Here is an 18,031-nt window from a genome sequence, read left to right as displayed (position 1 = left end):
CCGGGGCCGGGAGCTCGGGGCGCGTTGTCCCCAGGCCCTGACTTGAGATGGATCTTTTCTTGGATAGAGAAGTAGTGCAGTACTAGTAATAGGGGCGGTGGATAGTGTGGACAGACCCTGTTTTCGCAGGTCAGACCCCGTTTCTCTATCCACCGGGGCTGTGCATGGACGGTGGACGGAGCGGGAACGCCTGGGGACGGCGAAACTGTCCCCACACCTCATCCCCATGCCATCCCCAGGTTTTCCACGAGTTGTCCACGGGTATGTCCCGCGGTTCGGCGGCCTGTGTACAGAGCGGGCATGATCACCGGCCTCCGCCCACAGGTCCGTCCCCAGGTCGTCCACCGGTTTTCCCCAGGAGGACGCCACGGGTGCACAGCCGGTCCACATCCGTCCACCCTTCATCCTCAGCTTTTCCAACGGTCGTCCACCGGGTTATCCACGAAAATCCCCAGGGTTTTCCACAACCTGTGAGTAGCGGCTTCGGTTCTCTGGGGAAGCGCGCATTTTGTCGGTTCTTTGCCTTGCACAGGCTGTGGATGACCGGGAGGCGTCTTGTCCACAGGGCTGGCATAGGTCTGCCCACAGTGTGTACAAAGCGCCGGTCAGCGCTTGCGGACCTGGTGCTTGATGCGCCCGGTCAGCTCGGTGACCTGGTTGTATATGGCACGGCGCTCGGCCATCAGCGACCGGATCTTGCGTTCGGCGTGCATGACCGTGGTGTGGTCGCGCCCCCCGAACTGCTGGCCGATCTTGGGGAGGGACAGGTCCGTCAGCTCCCGGCACAGGTACATCGCGATCTGCCGGGCGGTGACGAGCATCCGGGACCGGGACGGCCCGCACAGGTCCTCGATCGTCGTCCCGAAGTACTCGACGGTCTGCGCCATGATCATCGCGGCGGTGATCTCGGGGCCGGAGTCGTTGGGGATCAGGTCCTTGAGGACGATCTCGGCGAGCTTCATGTCCACCGACTGCCGGTTCAGGCTCGCGAACGCCGTCACCCGGATCAGCGCGCCCTCCAGCTCGCGGATGTTCGTCGCGATCTGCGAGGCGATGAACTCCAGCACGTCCGGCGGCGCGGCGAGGCCCTCCTGGCGCGCCTTCTTCTGCAGGATCGCGATCCGCGTCTCCAGCTCGGGCGGCTGGACGTCGGTCGTCAGCCCCCACTCGAACCGGTTGCGCAGCCGGTCCTCCAGCGTGACCAGCTCCTTGGGCGGACGGTCACTGGAGATCACGATCTGCTTGCTGGCGTTGTGCAGGGTGTTGAAGGTGTGGAAGAACTCCTCCTGCGTCTGCTCCTTGCCCTCAAGGAACTGGATGTCGTCGACGAGGAGGATGTCCACATCCCGGTAGCGGCGGCGGAACCCGTCGGCCTTGCCGTCCCGGATCGAGTTGATGAAGTCGTTCGTGAACTCCTCGGAGCTCACATAACGCACACGCGCCCCATTGAAGAGGCTTTGCGCGTAATGCCCGATCGCGTGGAGGAGGTGCGTCTTGCCGAGACCGGAGTCGCCGTAGACGAACAGCGGGTTGTACGCCTTGGCCGGCTGCTCGGCGACCGCGACGGCCGCCGCGTGCGCGAACCGGTTCGACGAGCCGATGACGAACGTCTCGAACGTGTACTTGGGGTTGAGGCGGGCGTGCTCGGAGGCGCCCGCTCCCTGGGCGGGGGCGCGGGGGTCGGAGCCCTCTTCGTCCCGGTAGGCGCCCTCGCCGCGGTACTGCTGTTCTCCACCGGAGAAGGAGGACTCCCCGTTCTGGAAGTCGTCCGCGTGCCCGAGCGGTGGCTCATTCCCACCGTGCTGGGATTCATGACCCTGCTGCTCTGAGCGGCCCCTCAGCGGGCCGAGCGTGCGGTCGTTCAGATGAGAGTGCGGCGGCCGTCCCTGGCCCTCGCCACCGAAACCTTCCTGACCCCCGTAGCCGGGATAGGCGCGCCCCTCGAACGGGCGGCCTCCGGGGCCCGACCCATAGGACGGTGGACGGGACGCGGGTGGATATGTACCGCGCTCATCATCCTGAGCCTGTGGATAACCTCCGGGCGGGCCGGGACTGTGGGTAACTCCCGACTGCGGCCGGTATCCCTGGTCGTTGTACGGCTGCTCCGGATACGGACGGTCGGACCTCTCCACATAGGACGAGTCACCGTAGGACTGGTCCGTGTTGTAGGGACGATCCCGGTCACGGTCGTCATGCGGCCGTTCACCGTAAGACTCGCCATAAGAAGAAGGAGACTCGTGCCTGCCGAGCCCCGCACCGGGCCCAGGAACCGGCGCGGAAAGCGGCTCCCCCGACCGCGAACCGGGGCCTGCGCCAGGTCCCGCGGCCGGCCCTCCAGGCGGTTCTGGCTGGACGGTCACCGCGACACGGATCTCCCTGCCCAGCTCATGGGAAAGGGCCTGCGTGATGAGGTTGCGGAGCCGGGTCTCCAGGGCGTCCTTGGCGAACTCGTTCGGTGCGGCCAGCAGCGCCGTCCCCTCGACGAGCGCCAGCGGGCGGACCATCGGCAGCCATGCGCGGTAGCTCGGAGACAGATCGCTCTCGGACAGTTTGGTGAGGGTGCGGGCCCAGACCGATCCGAGCTCCTGACCGTCCATGCGCAAGGTCCCCCTCCCACCGACTCCGCCGTACGGAGTACCTGACTGCCCGGCTCTCCCACGGGATACGGCCCGCCTCAGGGGGCACGCCGCGACGCGGAAGACTTACTCTCTCACGAGTTGTCCACAGAGTTGTCCACATGCTGTGCATAGACATGCGGCACCTGTGTAAAACCCGTGAGGCGGGTTTCTGGAAACGAGGTCGGGAAGACCCCGGCCTTTTCTCGGCCGGTACTGGGGCGCTCTGGAACGGGGGGCTTGAGGGGGCGGAGTGCCGACATCAGGTCGTCGAAGTCGTCGAATCGGTCGAAGGAGCGTCGGCTCGCCCAGACGACCTTAATCGCTGCCGCCATCACCCGCAACACGAACCGGCTCCGTCCACAGGCGTGCTTCTCCGGCCCGGCGGCGGTGGGGGCCTCCGTTTGACCGGGTACCCGGGGAGCCCGTAACGTGCTGAGGTCGAGTCGCATCGACGGAGATGCCGCGTGCCCGCCGGCAGCCCCTCAGGCGAGTCCGGGTGGGCCCCCGCTGCGGGGGACCGGACGCGGACCTCGATGCGAGCTTTCGAGCCTGACGCCTGAAGACGAACCGACCGCAGCACTGGAGCCCCAAGTGAGCAAGCGTACTTTCCAGCCGAACAACCGTCGTCGCCACAAGAAGCACGGCTTCCGGCTGCGCATGCGCACACGTGCCGGCCGCGCGATCCTGGCCAACCGGCGCACCAAGGGCCGCACCCGCATCGCGGTCTGAGCCTCCCGCACCGTGCTGCCGTCCGGTAACCGGATGCGGCGGCGGGACGACTTCACGCTGGCCGTCCGGCGCGGTCGCCGCACCGGACGGCCAACCGTCGTGGTTCACCTGCTTCACCCGGACGAGCCCCCCGCGGCGGCCGCGCCGCCGCTGGTCGGGTTCATCGTGGCGCGTCCCGTCGGCAACGCCGTCGTCCGCAACAGGGTGCGGCGCCGGCTCCGCCACCTGGTGCGCCCGCACCTCGACCGGCTCCCAGCGGGTAGCCTGCTCGTAGTGCGCGCCAATCCCCGCGCGGGTGAAGCGCGTCCAGACGAACTGGCCGCGGATCTGGAGTCGGCACTCGACCGGCTGCTGCGGCCCGCGTCCAAGGGGCGAAGATGAGAAGTCGGCAGGGGGCGCAGTCCCCCGCGCAGCACAGGACGGGCCGCCCAGGTCCCGTCGCGGCCGTGCTGATCCTTCTCATCCGCGCCTATCGCCGCTTCTTGAGTCCCCTGCTCGGGCAGCAGTGCCGTTTCCACCCGACCTGCAGCGCCTACGGCCTGGAGGCGCTCCAGGTGCACGGGGCGCCGCGCGGCACATGGCTGACGGCCCGCCGGATCGCGCGGTGCCATCCCTTCCATCCCGGGGGTTACGACCCGGTGCCGCCGAAGAAGCCCGCCGCGGCGGGCTTCTCCGGGGGAGCTGAGGGGACGCCCCCTCAGCGGCGATCCGCGGCGTCCTCGAACTCCGGCCGCGAGGAGAGCGGCCACGCCCTAGCAGAGTCCAAGGAGCTGCCCGGTGCTTGATTGGTTGTACGAGATCGTCTCTCAGCTCATCGTGTGGATTCACACGGGGCTGAGCGTCGTCGTCCCCGAGGACAGCGGATGGGCCTGGGGTGGCTCCATCATCCTGCTGACCGTCCTGCTGCGGCTTCTGCTCGTTCCGCTCTTCGTGAAGCAGATTCACGCCTCGCGGAAGATGCAGGAGCTGAACCCCAAGGTCCAGGCGCTGCGCAAGAAGTACAAGAACGACAAGCAGCGCCTCAACCAGGAGGTCATGAAGCTCTACCAGGAGAACGGCGCCAACCCGCTGTCGGGCTGCCTGCCGCTCCTGGTGCAGATGCCGATCTTCATCGGGCTGTTCCAGACCCTCAAGCGGATCTCGGACGCCGAGGAAGGCCACGACGTCTTCGCGATGAAGTGGGATCTGGTGCAGAGCGCCCAGAACGCCAACATCTTCGGCGCCCACATCCCGGACACGTTCCTGAACGCCTGGGGCGCCAACCCCAAGGTCTGGAGCGCGATCGTCGTCACCGGCATCGCCGTCGTGATCAGCTCCATCACGACGTTCTTCACCGTCCGGGCCAGCATGAAGCGGCAGCCCGTCACCGACGACGCCAACCCGATGATGCAGGCGCAGAAGATGATGGTCTTCCTCGCGCCGCTGTTCGGCCTGTTCGGCCTCGGTTTCCCCCTGGGCGTCCTCATGTACTGGGTCACGTCCAACAGCTGGACGCTGGCGCAGCAGCACTACATCTACAAGAAGTACCCGCCGCCCGGCACGAACGGCGAGGCCGCACCGACCACCACCGCCAAGGTCGGCGCCAAGGCGGGCGGTGCGAAGGCGGCGCTGTCCAAGAACGGCCAGTCCCCCTCTGGCATGAAGGCGAAGCTGAAGAAGGAAGCGGAGCCGGTCCCCGAGCCCGAGGCCGAGGCCAAGCCGAAGGCCGCGCGCAACCAGCCGACCCGCAAGCCGCGCAGCAAGCGCAGCGGCACCCAGAAGCGCTAGTTTGAATCCCGAGCATGTGCCGGAGAAGGAGACCCCGTTGAGCCAGACCGACACGACCGAGGTCGACGTCCAGGCGCTCGAACAGGAAGGCGAGATCGCCGCCGACTACATCGAGGGTCTGCTGGACATCGGTGACTTTGACGGCGACATCGACATGGACGTCGAGGGCGAGCGCGCCATCGTCGCCGTCGTCGGTGCCTCCCTGGACGAACTGGTCGGCAAGCGCGGCGAGGTGCTGGAGGCGCTGCAGGAACTGACCCGGCTGGCCGTCCACCGGCAGACCGGCGACCGGACCCGCCTCATGCTCGACATCGGCGGCTACCGCGAGCGCCGCCGCGCCGAACTCACCAAGCTCGGCACGGACGTCGCCGACGAGGTCAAGCAGGCCGGCGAGCCGAAGCCGCTCGCCCCGATGACGCCGTTCGAACGCAAGATCGTCCACGATGCGGTGGCCGCCGCCGGTCTCCGCAGCGAGTCCGAGGGCGAAGAACCCGACCGCTACGTCGTCGTCTACCCCGCCTGACGTTCGTTCTCGTCGCGTTGAGCGTGGACGAGCCCTCCACAGGGGACGTCCCGTCCGAACCTCCGAATGGCCCCGGTGCACACCCGCACCGGGGCCATTCGCATGGCCGCGGAAAACCTTCGCCGGGCCGCGGAAGACGTTCGCCGGGCCGTGGAAGAGCCGCCCGTTGAAAAGCAGGCCCCTCCCGCCCGGGGGCGGACCGCTTACCTCCAGGGTCAAGCCCCCACATGCTCAGGGGAAGACGAACGGGCAACTGTGGACAACCCCCTCCGGAGACGGAAAGGGCCCCGCGCCTTGATCGGCGCGGGGCCCGGTTGCTCGGTGTGCACCGCCGCCCAGGCACACCGAGCAGGCATCCGTGTCCGTGTGATCACCTGCGGGCGGTACGCCGCCATCTGCGGCGCTCCGGAATGCGATCGCCGGAGCCGACGACGGACGGCCTGTTCTCCTCCGCCGGATCCTGTGCGTGCGCGGGGTCCTGGGCGTACGCCGGGTCCTGCGCGAGGTGCCCGTGCGTCACACCCTCGTCCGCCGGATGCTCGATCACACGTTCGACACGCTCGGCCGGCCGGCCCATGGGCGCGGGCTCCTCGATGATGTGCTCCTCGCGGACGATGGTGCCCGGCTCATCCCCGTAGGCGGGGTCGACGCCGACGATTCGGCCGGCACGGCGCCGGGGCCGCGTGTACTTGAGGGTGAAGCCCATGCTGACAAGCCCCACCAGGATCAGGATCCAGCCGACCAGGTGAATGTCGATACCACTGAGGTCGACGCGTAGGGCGAACGCGAGGATCGCGCCCACGGCGATGAATGCGAGACTGACTCCGATTCCCATGTGTCGGAGCTCCTTCCGGGGGGACGGTCGGGCGACACCGCACCCCTACCCGCCCGATCACGAATATGCAGGGGGTCATGTGGTTCTTGCCATAACGCAAGGGTCATCCACCCCCGGGACCCGGACGCTGCGCGGGGACGTTCCGCGTGTACGGCGCCGCCCGTTCATGTGGAACGATTCGTCTGGTGGGGATAGCACGTGAGGTATTCGGTGACGCGCTGCCGATCGCGGAGCGGTACGCGGCGTTCCTGGCGGAGGCCGGGGTCGAACGGGGGCTCATCGGGCCCCGCGAGGTCGACCGGCTCTGGGAACGCCACCTGATCAACTGTGCGGTGGTGTCCGAGGCCGTCCCGGCGGACGCGCACGTCGTGGACATCGGCTCGGGCGCGGGACTCCCCGGCATCGTCCTCGCGATCGTCCGGCCCGACCTGCGGGTCACCCTGCTCGAACCGCTGCTGCGACGCACCGCCTTCCTGGACGAGTGCGTCGGGATGCTCGGCCTGCGGAACGTCGAGGTGCGCCGTGCCCGTGCCGAGGAGGTGGCGAAGGAGTTCTCGGTGGACGTGGTCACCGCGCGGGCCGTCGCACCTCTCGAACGCCTCGCGAAGTGGGCCCTGCCGCTGCTGCGTCCGGGCGGCGAACTCCTCGCGCTCAAAGGGGAGCGTGCCCAGGTGGAACTGGACGAGGCGGAGCCCGTCCTGAAGCGGTTCGGGGCGCGCTCCGCGGAACTGCTGCAAGTTGGGCGCGGTATGGTCGATCCGCCGACAACACTCGTCCGTGTGGTCGCCGGCCGAGGAGAGGTTGTCGAACGACGACAGCGCGCGCCCCGGCGTGCCAGAGGGTCGAGGAAGAGGTCTTCATGAGCACGGGACCAGGACTGGGCCGGCCTGACCGCGCCGCCGAAACCCCCGACGAGCAGCCGTCCGGCAGGGACGAGAACGCGCAGCCGCCGTCCGCCGGTGGGACGCAGGGGAGTGCGGGCCAGGGGACGATGCCTTCCGGGCACGCGATGTGGGGGAACACGACGTCCGGTACCGCGGAGAATGTCGGATACGTACCGACGAACACCGGGGCACAGCCGCCGGAACCGCGCAAGGGACGCAAACAGGGGGAGTCGGAACTCGTGCGCGAGGCGCTCAAGGACGCCAAGGTTTCACATGAAACATCGGCCACCGGAGTCAGGACGGTGCCGGGCCGAGGGGACCGGGAGTGGCCGCGGCCGGACAAGTGCCGCGTCATCACCATCGCCAACCAGAAGGGCGGCGTGGGCAAGACCACCAGCTCGGTGAATCTCGCCGCGTCCCTCGCCCTGCACGGGGCACAGGTCCTCGTGGTCGACCTCGACCCGCAGGGCAACGCGTCCACGGCGCTCGGCGTCGAGCACCACGCGGAGGTCCCGTCGATCTACGAGGTGCTGATCGAGGACATGCCGCTCGGCGACATCGTCGTCCCGGCGCCGGAGATCCCCAACCTGTACTGCGCGCCCGCGACCCTCAACCTCGCCGGCGCCGAGATCGAACTCGTCTCCAAGGTGGCCCGCGAGTCGCGGCTGCGGCGGGCACTCGACTCCTACGAGATCGAGAAGTTCGACTACGTGCTGATCGACTGCCCCCCGTCGCTCGGCCTGCTCACGGTGAACGCCCTCGTCGGCGGGGACGAACTCCTCATCCCGATCCAGTGCGAGTACTACGCGCTGGAGGGGCTCGGGCAGCTGATCCGCACCGTCGACCTCGTCAAGGCGCACCTCAACCCGAAACTGAAGGTGTCCACGATCCTGCTCACGATGTACGACGCTCGGACGCGCCTTGCCGCGCAGGTCGCCGAGGACGTCCGGAGCCACTTCGGGGACGTCGTCCTGAACACGGTGATCCCCCGCAGTGTCCGGGTGTCCGAGGCCCCGAGCTACGGGCAGTCCGTGATCACCTACGACCCCGGTTCGAGTGGCGCGCTCGCCTACAGGGAAGCCGCCTCGGAAATGGCGCACGGAGGAACTGTTCAGTGAGCCAGCAGCGACGCGGTCTGGGCAAGGGGCTCGGCGCCCTCATCCCCACCGCCCCGCCCTCCCCTGCCCCGGACGAACCGGGCGGCGCACGCGAGCCCGGATTCCCGGGCGGCCCCGTATCGAACGGCACCGCCGCCCCCGAACCGGTGGCCGGCGCCCACTTCGCGGAGCTGCCCGTCGGCTCCATCACGGTCAACCCGCGGCAGCCGCGCGAGCACTTCGACGACGAGGCGCTCCAGGAGCTCGCGGACTCGATCGCCATCGTCGGCCTTCTGCAGCCGATCGTCGTCCGCAAGTCCGCGTCGGGTGAGCACGACTACGAGCTGATCATGGGCGAACGCCGCTTGCGCGCGTCCAAGATGGCCGGCCTGGGGGTCATTCCGGCGATCGTCCGGGACACCGGCGACAACGATCTGCTCCGTGACGCGCTCATGGAGAACCTCCACCGCCAGCAGCTCAACCCGCTGGAGGAGGCGGCCGCGTACCAGCAGTTGCTGCAGGACTTCGGCGCCACCCACGAGCAACTCGCCGCACGCATCGGCCGGTCGCGTCCGCACATCACGAACACGCTCCGGCTGCTGAACCTGCCGCCCGCCGTCCAGCGACGGGTGGCCGCCGGCGTACTGTCCGCCGGTCACGCCCGCGCCCTCCTCTCCCTCGACAGCGTCGAGGCTCAGGAGCATCTGGCGCAGCGGATCGTCCAGGAGGGCCTTTCCGTCCGTGCCCTCGAAGAGATGATCGCGCTCCGCGAGGTCGAGGACGAGCCCAAGGCGCCCCGGCAGGGCCGCCGTAAGCAGCCGGTCGCCCCGGGCCTCCAGGCACTGGCCGAGCGCCTTTCCGACCGGTACGACACGAGGGTCCGCGTCGACATGGGCCGCAACAAGGGCAAGATCGTGGTGGAGTTCGCCACGCTCGAAGATCTGGATCGCATCATCAAGTCGATGGCCCCGGATGAGGGGCCAGGCGAGCTCTGACGTCCGCCTCGTATGGAGCGCCCCGGAAGCCGGCCGGCTTCCGGGGCGCTTCTCTGTGCGGTCCGCTCCCCCGATGTTTCCCGTGAAACATCGGGCGGCCGGTCGAGTCGTCCCAAGGCCGGGGCGCGTTCCCCTGCCGGGAGAGGGAGCTCTCCTTCCCGGCCGACGCACCCCCCATTGCCGAGCCGGGGAAGGAGCGGTGGCCCTGGGGCCACTCCTCGCTCGCCCCGGCATCGGTTTCACGTGAAACGCCGTCCGGTCCGATGCAATCCGCCGCCGCTAGCTGCGGGTGCCTGGAGCAGGCTTGCCCTTGTGCTGCGCGGGAGAGGGCAGCCGAGCCGCCTCTGTTTCACGTGAAACAGAGGCGGCCGGCCGGGTCGCCCCGGGCAGCTTGCGGGCGATGCCCCTGGGCAACCGGCATCGTTGGTCTCCGGGAAGCCAGGTGCTCGACAGCCGCCGCGTCCCCCAGGGCGGCGCCGCCATCACGCCGTGGGCCGACCGTCAGGTGCGGTGATCGGCGAGCTTCCCGGCCATTGAAGACGCCGGGGCGAGGAGCACGGCGGCGCTCGTCTTCATGCCGGGCGCCCCCGGCAGGGGAGGCGCCGTGGCATGGCGGCTGGACCTCCAACACCGGAGACCTCGCCACCCAGTGATCATGACTCTAGGAGACGCGGGCCTGGAGAAGGGACTCGCAGACCTCGCCCAGGTCCAGGTCGGCGACGCTGACGGCGCGGGGGAGGAGGCTTGTCTCGGTCATGCCGGGGGCGACGTTCACCTCCAGGAAGTGGACCTCGCCGTCAGGGGAGACGATGAGGTCGGTCCGGGAGAGGTCGCGGAGGCCCAGGGCGCGGTGGGCGGTGACGGCGGCGGACGTGGCGCGGGCCGTCGCGTCGGGGGTGAGGCGGGCCGGGGTGATGAACTCGGTGTCGCCGGCGTCGTAGCGCGCCGTGTAGTCGTAGAGGCCGCCGGGGGCGACGATCTCCACGGCGGGAAGCGCCGTGGGTACGCCGTCGCGTTCGATGACGCTGACGGACACTTCGATCCCCGAGATGTACCGCTCGACGAGTGCCGCGTCGCCGTAGGCGAAGCAGCCGACCATCGCGGCGGACAACTCGGACGCCTCATGGACGGCGGAGGCGCCCAGGGCCGAGCCGCCACGGGTCGGCTTGACGAACAGCGGCAGGCCGAGAGCGCGGACGATCTTGTCGAGGACGGACGCGGCGCCGAGGTCGTGGAAGACCTCCTTCGGGAGGGCGACCGACTCGGGCGTGCGGAGGCCCGCACGGCGGACGACGGACTTGGCGGTCGGCTTGTCCCACGCGACGCGACATGCGTCCGGGCGGGCGCCGACATAGGGCACGTCCAGGAGTTCGAGGACGTCGCGGATTGCCCCGTCCTCCCCCGCGGCGCCGTGCAGGACGGGGAACACGACGTCCGGCGGGTCGTCGGTCAGCGAGTCCAGAAGTGTCGCGTCGGCGTCGCGCAGCTCGACCGGGATGTCGCGGGCGCGCAGCGCGTCGGTGACGCGCCGCCCGGACCGGAGCGACACCTCGCGCTCGTAGGACAGTCCTCCGGCGAGGACGATGACATGTCCGAGTTCCAACGCAGGTGCCTCTCCAAGGATGTCGCGCGCGTCGGCCGACGCGCGTTTCACGTGAAACATTCAGACGACGTCCGGCCCCGGAGCCTGGACGCCCGTGGAGGCGCCGCCGATCGCGCCGCCGAACATGTCCCGCAGCCGGATCTCCTGCTCGACCACCGTCGCGAGCCGCCGGACGCCCTCGCGGATCCGGTGCGGCTCGGGGAAGCAGTACGACAGACGCATGTGCCGGTGTCCGGTGCCGTCCGCGTAGAAGCCGGTGCCGGGGACGTAGGCGACGCGTTCGGCGATCGCGCGCGGTGCCATCGCCTTCGAGTCGAGCCCCTCGGGAAGTGTGAGCCAGACAAAGAAACCGCCGGCGGGACGCGTCCACGTGCAACCGTCCGGCATCAGCTGGTCAAGGGACTCCAGCATCGCGTCACGGCGGGTCCGGTACAGCTCGCGGAAGTTCTTGATCTGCTCCCGCCACGGCTGCGTGGCGAGGTACTCGCGGACGGCGAGCTGCGAGAAGTTCGACGGGCACAGGATCGCCGACTCGGCGGCCAGGACGAGCTTGGCCCGCACCGCGTGCGGTGCGAGCACCCAGCCGACGCGGAGCCCGGACGCGATCGTCTTGGAGAACGAGCCGAGGTAGATGACGCGCTCGGCGTCGTCCGCGCGCATGGCCCGCATGGGCTCGCCGTCGAAACCGAGAAGCCCGTACGGGTTGTCCTCGACGATCAGGACGTCGTACTCGGCGCAGATCTCCAGGATCTGGGCGCGGCGCGCGGGAGTGAGCGTGACGCCCGCCGGGTTCTGGAACGTCGGGACCGAGTAGAGGAACTTGACGCTGCGCCCCTGCCGGCGGAGCGAGGAGAGCGTCTCGCGGAGCGCGGACGGGATGAGCCCGCCCTCGTCCAGCGGCACATGCACGACGTCGGCCTGGTAGGACGCGAACGTGCCGAGCGCGCCGACGTAGGACGGCGCCTCGGCGAGGACGACGTCCCCCGGGTCCACGAAGATCTTGGTGATGAGGTCGAGTGCCTGCTGCGCGCCGACGGTGACGACCACGTCGTCCGGCGAGGCGTGGACGCCTTCGAGGGCCATCACCTCGCAGATGTGCTCGCGGAGCTGCCCGTCCCCCTGCGCGGAGCCGTACTGCAGTGCCTCGGCGCCCCTGCCCGCCACGAGGTCGCCGATCATCTGGCCGACGGCGTCGAGGGGGAGCGCCGAGACGTTGGGCATGCCGCCCGCGAGCGAGACGACCTCGGGCCGGGCGGCCATTGCGAACAGCGCCCGGATCTCGGACGGCACCATGCCGGCGGCGCGGGCGGCGTAGCGATCGGCGTAGACGTCCGTACGCGAGTGCTGTTCCACGTGGCACCTCCGAGGTGAAATGGGCTTCCCTGCAAAGTACGACATGAGCTCTGCGGCGGAACCCCCCGGGTGGGGCGCGCCGTGCCGCCCGGAGAAACTCCTGTCCGATACGATGCCTGCGGGGCCCGGTCGGTTGCCGGGACTTCCGCCGGCACGGGTTCCAGGCCCGGCGGGCGAGGATCGAGGCAGGGGGTGCCGGCCCGGTGTCGCGTCGTCTCGTCAACATCACGCTGGACAATCTCGATGATCTGCCGCACCGCTGCCGCGGCTGCGTGTTCTGGGAGCTGGACCCCGTGAGCCGCGACCGGGCGCTGGAGAGCGGCGACCCGGGTCTGGAGAAGGAGGCGTGGATCTCCTCGACGCTGCTCGAATGGGGCAGCTGCGGCAAGATCGCCTATGTGGACAATGTCCCGGCGGGATTCGTGATGTACGCGCCGCCGCTGTACGTGCCGCGTTCGGTGGCGTTCCCGACGAGCCCGGTCAGCGCGGACGCGGTGCTGCTGATGACCGCGCACATCCTGCCGGAGTTCGCGGGCGGCGGGCTCGGCCGCATGCTCGTCCAGGGCGTCGCGAAAGACCTGACGCGCCGCGCGGTGAAGGCGATCGAGGCGTTCGGCGACCTGAAGGACGAAGAGGGCGGATGCATGGTGCCCGCCGACTATCTGCTGTCGGTGGGGTTCAAGACCGTCCGGCCGCATCACCGGTATCCGCGGCTGCGGCTGGAACTGAAGTCGGCCCTGTCGTGGCGTGAGGACGTCGAGGTGGCCCTGGAGCGGCTGCTGGGGTCCATGACCCCGGAAGGGGCGCTACGACCCGTCTGAGACGTTCTGAGGCGGTATGACGCGTGTGGCCCGCACTCCATTCCGGAGTGCGGGCCACACGCTTTCGCGCTCGCCGCGGGAGACGGGAGGCGGATCAGATGAACTCGGCGAGATCCCGCAGCAGGGCGGCCTTCGGCTTGGCGCCCATGATCTGCTTGACGACCTCTCCGCCCTTGTAGACGTTCATCGTCGGGATCTGCATGATGCCGTACTTCTGCGGCACCACCGGGTTCTGGTCGATGTTCAGCTTCACGATGTCGATCTTGTCGCCGTGCTCCTTGGCGATCTCCTCCAGGATCGGCGCCACCATCCGGCACGGGCCGCACCACTCGGCCCAGAAGTCGACCAGGACGGGCTTGTCGCTGTCGAGGACCTCGGACACGAAGTCGGCGTCGGTCACGGCTTTCATGGTTCTCCTTCTGTTCTCACTCGGCCGGGGCGCTCTTTCACCCGATACCGTCGTTCGTTCCTACGTGTCCGCCGCCCGCCGCGCAACGGCCACCTCGTGTGTCGCTCCCGCGGCGCGGACGACGAGATCATCCGCGGGGCGACGCCGACTTGATCGCTCGGCCCGCCGGTCGCCGCGCGGCGACCGGCCGGCGGAGGGTGGCGGCCGATCCGCGGATCGGCGGGATGCGGGCCGTGGACGCCGCTCGCGGCGGTCAGGCCTGCGGGACGGTTTCGGCGGCGTTGTGGTCCTGGAGCCAGCGCTCGGCGTCGATGGCGGCCGAGCAGCCGCTGCCCGCGGCGGTGATGGCCTGCCGGTAGATGTGGTCGACGACGTCGCCGCAGGCGAACACGCCGGGGAGCTTGGTCCGGGTGCTCGGGGCGTCGACGATCAGGTAGCCGTCGGCGTCGGTCTCCAGCTGGCCGGCGAACAGCTCGCTGCGCGGGTCGTGGCCGATCGCGATGAACAGCCCGGTGATCTCCAGTGAGGACTCGGCACCGGTCTTGGTGTTCCGGACGGTCACGCCCGTCACCCGGTCGTCGCCCTGAATGGACGTGACCTCGCTGTCCCACAGGAACTTGATCTTCTCGTTGGCGAACGCGCGGTCCTGCATGATCTTGGAGGCGCGCAGCTCGTCCCGCCGGTGGATCACCGTGACCGAGCGGGCGAACTTCGTCAGGAAGATCGCCTCCTCCATCGAGGTGTCGCCGCCGCCGACGACCGCGATGTCCTGCTCGCGGAAGAAGAACCCGTCGCAGGTCGCGCACCACGACACGCCGCGTCCCGACAGCCGCTTCTCGTCCGGCAGGCCGAGCTCCCGGTACCCGGAGCCGGTCGCGATGATGACGGTCTTGGCGAGATAGGTGTCGTCACCCGCCTTGACGACCTTCGGGTCGGCGGTGAGGTCGACCTCGGTGACGTCGTCGGTGATCAGCTCGGCGCCGAACCGTTCGGCCTGCTTGCGCATGTTGTCCATCAGGTCCGGCCCCATGATCCCGTCCGGGAACCCGGGGAAGTTCTCCACGTCGGTGGTGTTCATCAGCGCACCCCCGGCCGTCACCGACCCCTCGAACACCAGCGGCTTCAGGTCACCGCGAGCCGCGTAGACCGCGGCCGTGTAACCCGCGGGCCCGGACCCGATGACGATGACGTTGCGGACGTCGCTCACTGTTCTGTGCCTCTCCTCGTTGGCCGCCGGTGGCCGCACGATTCGGCCTGCCAGTCGCGTCAACCGATCCTAGGCCCGGATGATTCCCCGGGACACGCGCGACCGGCCGTCCCCCAGGTCTACCCCTCTAGGGTGTGGGACATGGCACGCATTCTGCTCCTCCACTCGATGTACGGGCTGCGCCCGGCGGTGCACCAGGCGGCGGACCGGCTTCGCGCGGCAGGCCACGAGGTCCACGTCCCCGACCTGTACGACGGGCGGGTGGTCGACACGCCCGAGGCGGGCATCGAGATCAAGGACGAGATCGGCCGGGACGAGCTGCTGCGCCGCGCCGTCACGGCCGCCGCCCCCCTGACGGGCGACGGCGGGCTCGTGTACGCGGGGTTCTCGCTCGGCGGTTCCATCGCGCAGAACCTCGCGCTGGCCGACGACAAGGCCGCCGGGCTGCTGCTGATGCACGGCACGTCCGACATGGCGGACGACGCGTCCACCGAAATCCCGGTGCAGCTGCACGTCGCCGACCCCGACACCTGGGAGCCCGTCGACTGGCTGAACGCGTGGTACCTGCGGATGCGCAATGCCGGCGCGGACGTCGAGGTCTTCCGCTACCGGGGTGCCGGCCACCTGTTCACCGACCCCGACCTGCCCGACTACGACGCCGACGCCGCCGAACGCGCCTGGACGACCGCCCTCGCCTTCCTCGACTCCCTCTAAGGGCGGCGTCACTGTCGCCCAGGTTCGCCGATGGCACGTCACCCTCCGCTCGGCGGTGGGGGGAGCGGCTCGGCATGGACGATCTGCAGCGCGCTGACGGCGCGGGTGAGCACGGTGTACAGCCGGTGCAGTCCGCGCGGTTCGCCGCGGACGATGTGGGCGGTTCGGTCACGACGACCGTCTCGAACTCCAAGCCCTTCACCAGGGACGCGGGCACCCAGACCAGGCGCTCGGCCTTCCAACGCGTCTTCCTCGCTGCCCAGCACGGCCGAGCGCGCCCGGCGCCGGTGAGTGCGCTTGGGTGATGGCGCCGGTCTTCTCGACTCGGTCTTATCGTCGGCCGTACGGGGTCGATGAGCGGGGGATCGGCGTCGGCCGTGGGGTTTCGCGACCCGGGGAGTGTTCGTCTCGCCGCGGGCCCGGCGCCTGCGCCGCCGGAGCGGCGTGGCGGTATGGCGCCGGGGCCTGCGAGCGGAAATGAGCGGTGTGCCGCGTGTCAGGCGTTGGTCAGCTTCTTCAGGACGTGCTGGTTCTGGGCTGAGCAGTCCGGGCCGACGACCCAGATGTTCCACTTGCCCGACCCGTCCCCATGGGTGGCGATGACGGTCGCCGGGTTCCCCTCGTAGGTCGCCTGATCGACGAGGGCGGGCGTCTGGCCGTGGGTGACGCCGCGGACGCACCCCTGGAGCCGAGCGGACGGGGAGCCGGACCGGCCCCGGAGTTCCTGCGCGTCGGCCAGCATCCGGCCGACCTGCGGGCCCAGCGTCCCGGCACGGTACGAGGCACCGCTGCGGGTGACCGTGAAGGTCGCCGCCGGGGCCGGGGCGGAGTTCGGCGCCATCCCGTGCCCCGAACCGGACTGGTCGGGGTTGTCCTGTGCGGGGGTCGCGGCCTTGCCGTGGTCGCCGCTCACCCCGTCCAATGCCGTCGAGCCGACCGCCGCGCCGCCGCCGACGACGATCACCGCCGCCGCGGCCGCCGACAGTATCCGCCAATGCCGCCTTCCGCGCCGCTGTTCCATGCTCACGACGGTGGCGTTGTTCAACGATTCCGCGGCGATGGCGGTATCGATGCGCTCTGCCAGCTCGGCGGGCATGGACGGGACGGGGGCCTCCGCCAGGATCCGGGAGACGTCCGCAAGGTCGGCGGACAGCTCCCGGCATTCAGCGCAGGTGTCGAGGTGCGCGTTGACGGAGGCGGCTTCGTCGTCTTCGAGCAATCCCTCGGCCAGATCGGCCAGGACGTCGTAGTCATAGTGTGCGGGGTTCACTTGGGCATGCCACCTCCTTCCACACCTCCGACGTTTTTGCGATCCCGTCGGTTCCGGTGGTGGCGGAGAAGGGGGGCGAGCCGGGCCCGTCCCCGCGCGCAGCGGCTCTTGATCGTCCCAGGTGGGACGTCCATGACCTGGGCGGCGTCGTCGACGGAGTAGCCCATCATGTCGACGAGGACGAGGGCGGCCCGCTGCTCGTACGGAAGCTCCGCGAGCGCGGTGCGGACGTCGAGCGACACCCCGTGCGCGTCGGTCGGGTCCGGCATCCTGGGGGCGACGGCGTCGAACGTCGCGTCGTCGCCCATCGGCGTCGCCGGCCGGACGGACTTGCGCCTGACGCGGTCCAGGCACGCGTTCACCACGATGCGGTGCAGCCAGGTCGTGACGGCGGCGTCCCCGCGGAACCGTGCGGCGGCGCGGAACGCCGAAAGGCACGCGTCCTGCAGCGCGTCGGCCGCCTCCTCCGGATCGCCGAGCGTCCGCAGCGCGACCGCCCACATGCGGTCGCGGTGCCGGTGGACCAGTTCGGCGAACGCGTGCGGGTCCCCTTGGGCATGGCGGGCGAGGAGTTCCTTGTCGGGCACCTCGCCGACGCGATGCATGCTCACCGACGCCATGAGCGACCGCTTTCTCCTTCGGGACGCCCTGTGGGTGCCGGACGTCCGCGACCGGCTGCTGGGGTTTGCACCACAGATTCCTGGGGGCGAGGGGACATTCTGCTCAGAGGCACGATACAGACAAGCGAGACTCCACGTCACAGCCGCTTCGGCGTCGCCCCAACCGCCGCGAAGATGTAACCCGGTAGCCGGGACTGCCTCGGCCGCCCCGAGATCCCGCTCCCGCCGCCCGCGCGGGAACCGGCCTGCCGCGGCGGAGCCGGCGCGCCGGCCCGCAGCGGGTGCGAAGCCGGATCAGTTCGACGAACCGAGGACGGAGACCTCGCTGACCTCGGCGCGCAACTGCCCGTCCGAACCGTTGGAGATCCTGGTGAACCAGAGCAGCACGTATCGCGCGGTCTGCGGGCTGGGGAGCTGGAACGAGACGAAGCTGCCCCCCGAAGTAGTGACCGTCTGGACCTTCTGCATCGCGTTCGGAGCGGCCGTGTCGCCGATCTTCAGCTGGATCGTGGCCCCGGCGGCCACGGGGACCTGAGCCTTGACCTCATTGACCGTGACCGCCTTGCAGAAGGTCCAGACGGTCACT

General features: G+C 69.7%; 20 protein-coding genes and 1 pseudogene. 11 read left to right on the top strand and 10 right to left on the bottom strand.

Annotated elements, in window-relative coordinates; all coding sequences use genetic code 11:
* Positions 1-605: 605 nt before the first annotated feature.
* Together dnaA and AF1_RS34320 are read right to left on the bottom strand one after the other, a co-directional pair.
* Positions 606-2,597: a chromosomal replication initiator protein DnaA gene (dnaA, locus tag AF1_RS13295; protein WP_067797484.1), complete on the bottom strand. Its 1,992-nt coding sequence runs from the start codon at positions 2,595-2,597 to the stop codon at positions 606-608.
* Positions 2,598-2,710: 113 nt separating this feature from the next.
* Positions 2,711-2,962 carry a hypothetical protein gene (locus AF1_RS34320; protein WP_131732681.1) on the bottom strand — a complete coding sequence of 84 codons (252 nt, stop codon included), beginning with the start codon at positions 2,960-2,962 and terminating at the stop codon, positions 2,711-2,713.
* Positions 2,963-3,209: 247 nt separating this feature from the next.
* Here AF1_RS34320 and rpmH point away from each other — a divergent pair, with 247 nt between their 5' ends.
* The 5 genes from rpmH to AF1_RS13270 are packed head-to-tail and all read left to right on the top strand — an operon-like array spanning position 3,210 to position 5,637.
* Entirely contained in the window at positions 3,210-3,347 is a 138-nt protein-coding gene (gene rpmH, locus AF1_RS13290) for a 50S ribosomal protein L34 (protein WP_067797480.1), read from the top strand.
* Between the two features lie 12 nt (positions 3,348-3,359).
* Positions 3,360-3,728: a ribonuclease P protein component gene (rnpA, locus tag AF1_RS13285; protein ID WP_067797476.1), complete on the top strand. Its 369-nt coding sequence runs from the start codon at positions 3,360-3,362 to the stop codon at positions 3,726-3,728.
* Positions 3,725-4,132, top strand: coding sequence for a membrane protein insertion efficiency factor YidD (yidD, locus tag AF1_RS13280; protein WP_067797473.1), 408 nt, complete (start codon positions 3,725-3,727; stop codon positions 4,130-4,132). The genes rnpA and yidD overlap by 4 nt, the downstream gene beginning before the upstream one ends.
* Positions 4,125-5,114: a membrane protein insertase YidC gene (gene yidC, locus AF1_RS13275; RefSeq protein WP_067797471.1), complete on the top strand. Its 990-nt coding sequence runs from the start codon at positions 4,125-4,127 to the stop codon at positions 5,112-5,114. The genes yidD and yidC overlap by 8 nt, the downstream gene beginning before the upstream one ends.
* Before the next feature lie 37 nt (positions 5,115-5,151).
* A complete protein-coding gene (locus tag AF1_RS13270) occupies positions 5,152-5,637 on the top strand; it encodes a Jag family protein (protein ID WP_067797558.1) in 486 nt (161 codons plus the stop codon).
* 370 nt (positions 5,638-6,007) lie between these two features.
* Here the strand turns inward: AF1_RS13270 and AF1_RS13265 are convergent, their stop codons facing one another.
* Complete coding sequence (locus AF1_RS13265) at positions 6,008-6,472, bottom strand: DUF6458 family protein (RefSeq protein WP_067797470.1); 465 nt, start codon at positions 6,470-6,472, stop codon at positions 6,008-6,010.
* Positions 6,473-6,657: 185 nt separating this feature from the next.
* On the opposite strand from AF1_RS13265, the gene rsmG reads away from it, so the two are divergent.
* The 3 genes from rsmG to AF1_RS13250 all read left to right on the top strand — a co-directional run bounded on the left by rsmG (position 6,658) and on the right by AF1_RS13250 (position 9,448).
* Positions 6,658-7,335, top strand: a complete 678-nt coding sequence (gene rsmG / locus AF1_RS13260; protein WP_067797468.1) for a 16S rRNA (guanine(527)-N(7))-methyltransferase RsmG — start codon at positions 6,658-6,660, stop codon at positions 7,333-7,335.
* A 323-nt stretch (positions 7,336-7,658) separates the two neighbouring features.
* Positions 7,659-8,474 carry a ParA family protein gene (locus AF1_RS13255; RefSeq protein WP_067797555.1) on the top strand — a complete coding sequence of 272 codons (816 nt, stop codon included), beginning with the start codon at positions 7,659-7,661 and terminating at the stop codon, positions 8,472-8,474.
* The gene (locus tag AF1_RS13250; RefSeq protein ID WP_067797466.1) at positions 8,471-9,448 is read left to right on the top strand and encodes a ParB/RepB/Spo0J family partition protein; all 978 of its coding nucleotides are present in this window, start codon (positions 8,471-8,473) and stop codon (positions 9,446-9,448) included. The genes AF1_RS13255 and AF1_RS13250 overlap by 4 nt, the downstream gene beginning before the upstream one ends.
* A gap of 661 nt (positions 9,449-10,109) precedes the next feature.
* Here AF1_RS13250 and AF1_RS13245 read toward each other — a convergent pair.
* Positions 10,110-11,051, bottom strand: coding sequence for a D-alanine--D-alanine ligase family protein (locus tag AF1_RS13245; protein WP_067797463.1), 942 nt, complete (start codon positions 11,049-11,051; stop codon positions 10,110-10,112).
* A 60-nt stretch (positions 11,052-11,111) separates the two neighbouring features.
* The gene (locus tag AF1_RS13240) at positions 11,112-12,344 is read right to left on the bottom strand and encodes an aminotransferase-like domain-containing protein (protein WP_174548852.1); all 1,233 of its coding nucleotides are present in this window, start codon (positions 12,342-12,344) and stop codon (positions 11,112-11,114) included.
* A 263-nt stretch (positions 12,345-12,607) separates the two neighbouring features.
* On the opposite strand from AF1_RS13240, the gene AF1_RS13235 reads away from it, so the two are divergent.
* Positions 12,608-13,225, top strand: a complete 618-nt coding sequence (locus AF1_RS13235) for a GCN5 family acetyltransferase (RefSeq protein WP_067797455.1) — start codon at positions 12,608-12,610, stop codon at positions 13,223-13,225.
* 94 nt (positions 13,226-13,319) lie between these two features.
* On the opposite strand, the gene trxA is transcribed toward AF1_RS13235, so the two are convergent.
* Together trxA and trxB are read right to left on the bottom strand one after the other, a co-directional pair.
* Positions 13,320-13,634: a thioredoxin gene (gene trxA, locus AF1_RS13230; RefSeq protein ID WP_067797453.1), complete on the bottom strand. Its 315-nt coding sequence runs from the start codon at positions 13,632-13,634 to the stop codon at positions 13,320-13,322.
* A gap of 253 nt (positions 13,635-13,887) precedes the next feature.
* Positions 13,888-14,841, bottom strand: coding sequence for a thioredoxin-disulfide reductase (trxB, locus tag AF1_RS13225; RefSeq protein WP_067797450.1), 954 nt, complete (start codon positions 14,839-14,841; stop codon positions 13,888-13,890).
* 141 nt (positions 14,842-14,982) lie between these two features.
* On the opposite strand from trxB, the gene AF1_RS13220 reads away from it, so the two are divergent.
* Entirely contained in the window at positions 14,983-15,555 is a 573-nt protein-coding gene (locus tag AF1_RS13220; protein ID WP_067797448.1) for a dienelactone hydrolase family protein, read from the top strand.
* A gap of 74 nt (positions 15,556-15,629) precedes the next feature.
* Positions 15,630-15,860, top strand: a complete 231-nt coding sequence (locus AF1_RS37030) for a hypothetical protein (protein WP_067797446.1) — start codon at positions 15,630-15,632, stop codon at positions 15,858-15,860.
* Positions 15,861-16,051: 191 nt separating this feature from the next.
* On the opposite strand, the gene AF1_RS13210 is transcribed toward AF1_RS37030, so the two are convergent.
* The 3 genes and pseudogenes from AF1_RS13210 to AF1_RS35130 all read right to left on the bottom strand — a co-directional run.
* A complete protein-coding gene (locus AF1_RS13210; protein ID WP_067797443.1) occupies positions 16,052-16,825 on the bottom strand; it encodes an anti-sigma factor family protein in 774 nt (257 codons plus the stop codon).
* Complete coding sequence (gene sigM, locus AF1_RS13205; RefSeq protein WP_174548851.1) at positions 16,822-17,445, bottom strand: RNA polymerase sigma factor SigM; 624 nt, start codon at positions 17,443-17,445, stop codon at positions 16,822-16,824. The genes AF1_RS13210 and sigM overlap by 4 nt, the downstream gene beginning before the upstream one ends.
* 294 nt (positions 17,446-17,739) lie before the next feature.
* A pseudogene (locus AF1_RS35130) lies at positions 17,740-18,031 on the bottom strand (hypothetical protein); the annotation flags it as partial.

The organism is Actinomadura formosensis NBRC 14204 (assembly GCF_001552155.1).
GTDB classification, from domain to species: Bacteria; Actinomycetota; Actinomycetes; order Streptosporangiales; family Streptosporangiaceae; genus Spirillospora; species Spirillospora formosensis.
Note: the sequence above shows the minus strand (reverse complement) of the source record. Positions and strands in the feature narration are given on the sequence as shown.

Bases quoted from the DNA above. Each gene is read 5' to 3' on its own strand.
- yidD (WP_067797473.1), top strand. From the start codon at position 3,725: ATGAGAAGTCGGCAGGGGGCGCAGTCCCCCGCGCAGCACAGGACGGGC.
- dnaA (WP_067797484.1), bottom strand. From the start codon at position 2,597: ATGGACGGTCAGGAGCTCGGATCGGTCTGGGCCCGCACCCTCACCAAA.
- AF1_RS13240 (WP_174548852.1), bottom strand. From the start codon at position 12,344: ATGGTGCCGTCCGAGATCCGGGCGCTGTTCGCAATGGCCGCCCGGCCC.
- AF1_RS13265 (WP_067797470.1), bottom strand. From the start codon at position 6,472: ATGGGAATCGGAGTCAGTCTCGCATTCATCGCCGTGGGCGCGATCCTC.
- AF1_RS13220 (WP_067797448.1), top strand. From the start codon at position 14,983: ATGGCACGCATTCTGCTCCTCCACTCGATGTACGGGCTGCGCCCGGCG.
- trxA (WP_067797453.1), bottom strand. From the start codon at position 13,634: ATGAAAGCCGTGACCGACGCCGACTTCGTGTCCGAGGTCCTCGACAGC.
- AF1_RS37030 (WP_067797446.1), top strand. From the start codon at position 15,630: ATGGACGATCTGCAGCGCGCTGACGGCGCGGGTGAGCACGGTGTACAG.
- sigM (WP_174548851.1), bottom strand. From the start codon at position 17,445: ATGGCGTCGGTGAGCATGCATCGCGTCGGCGAGGTGCCCGACAAGGAA.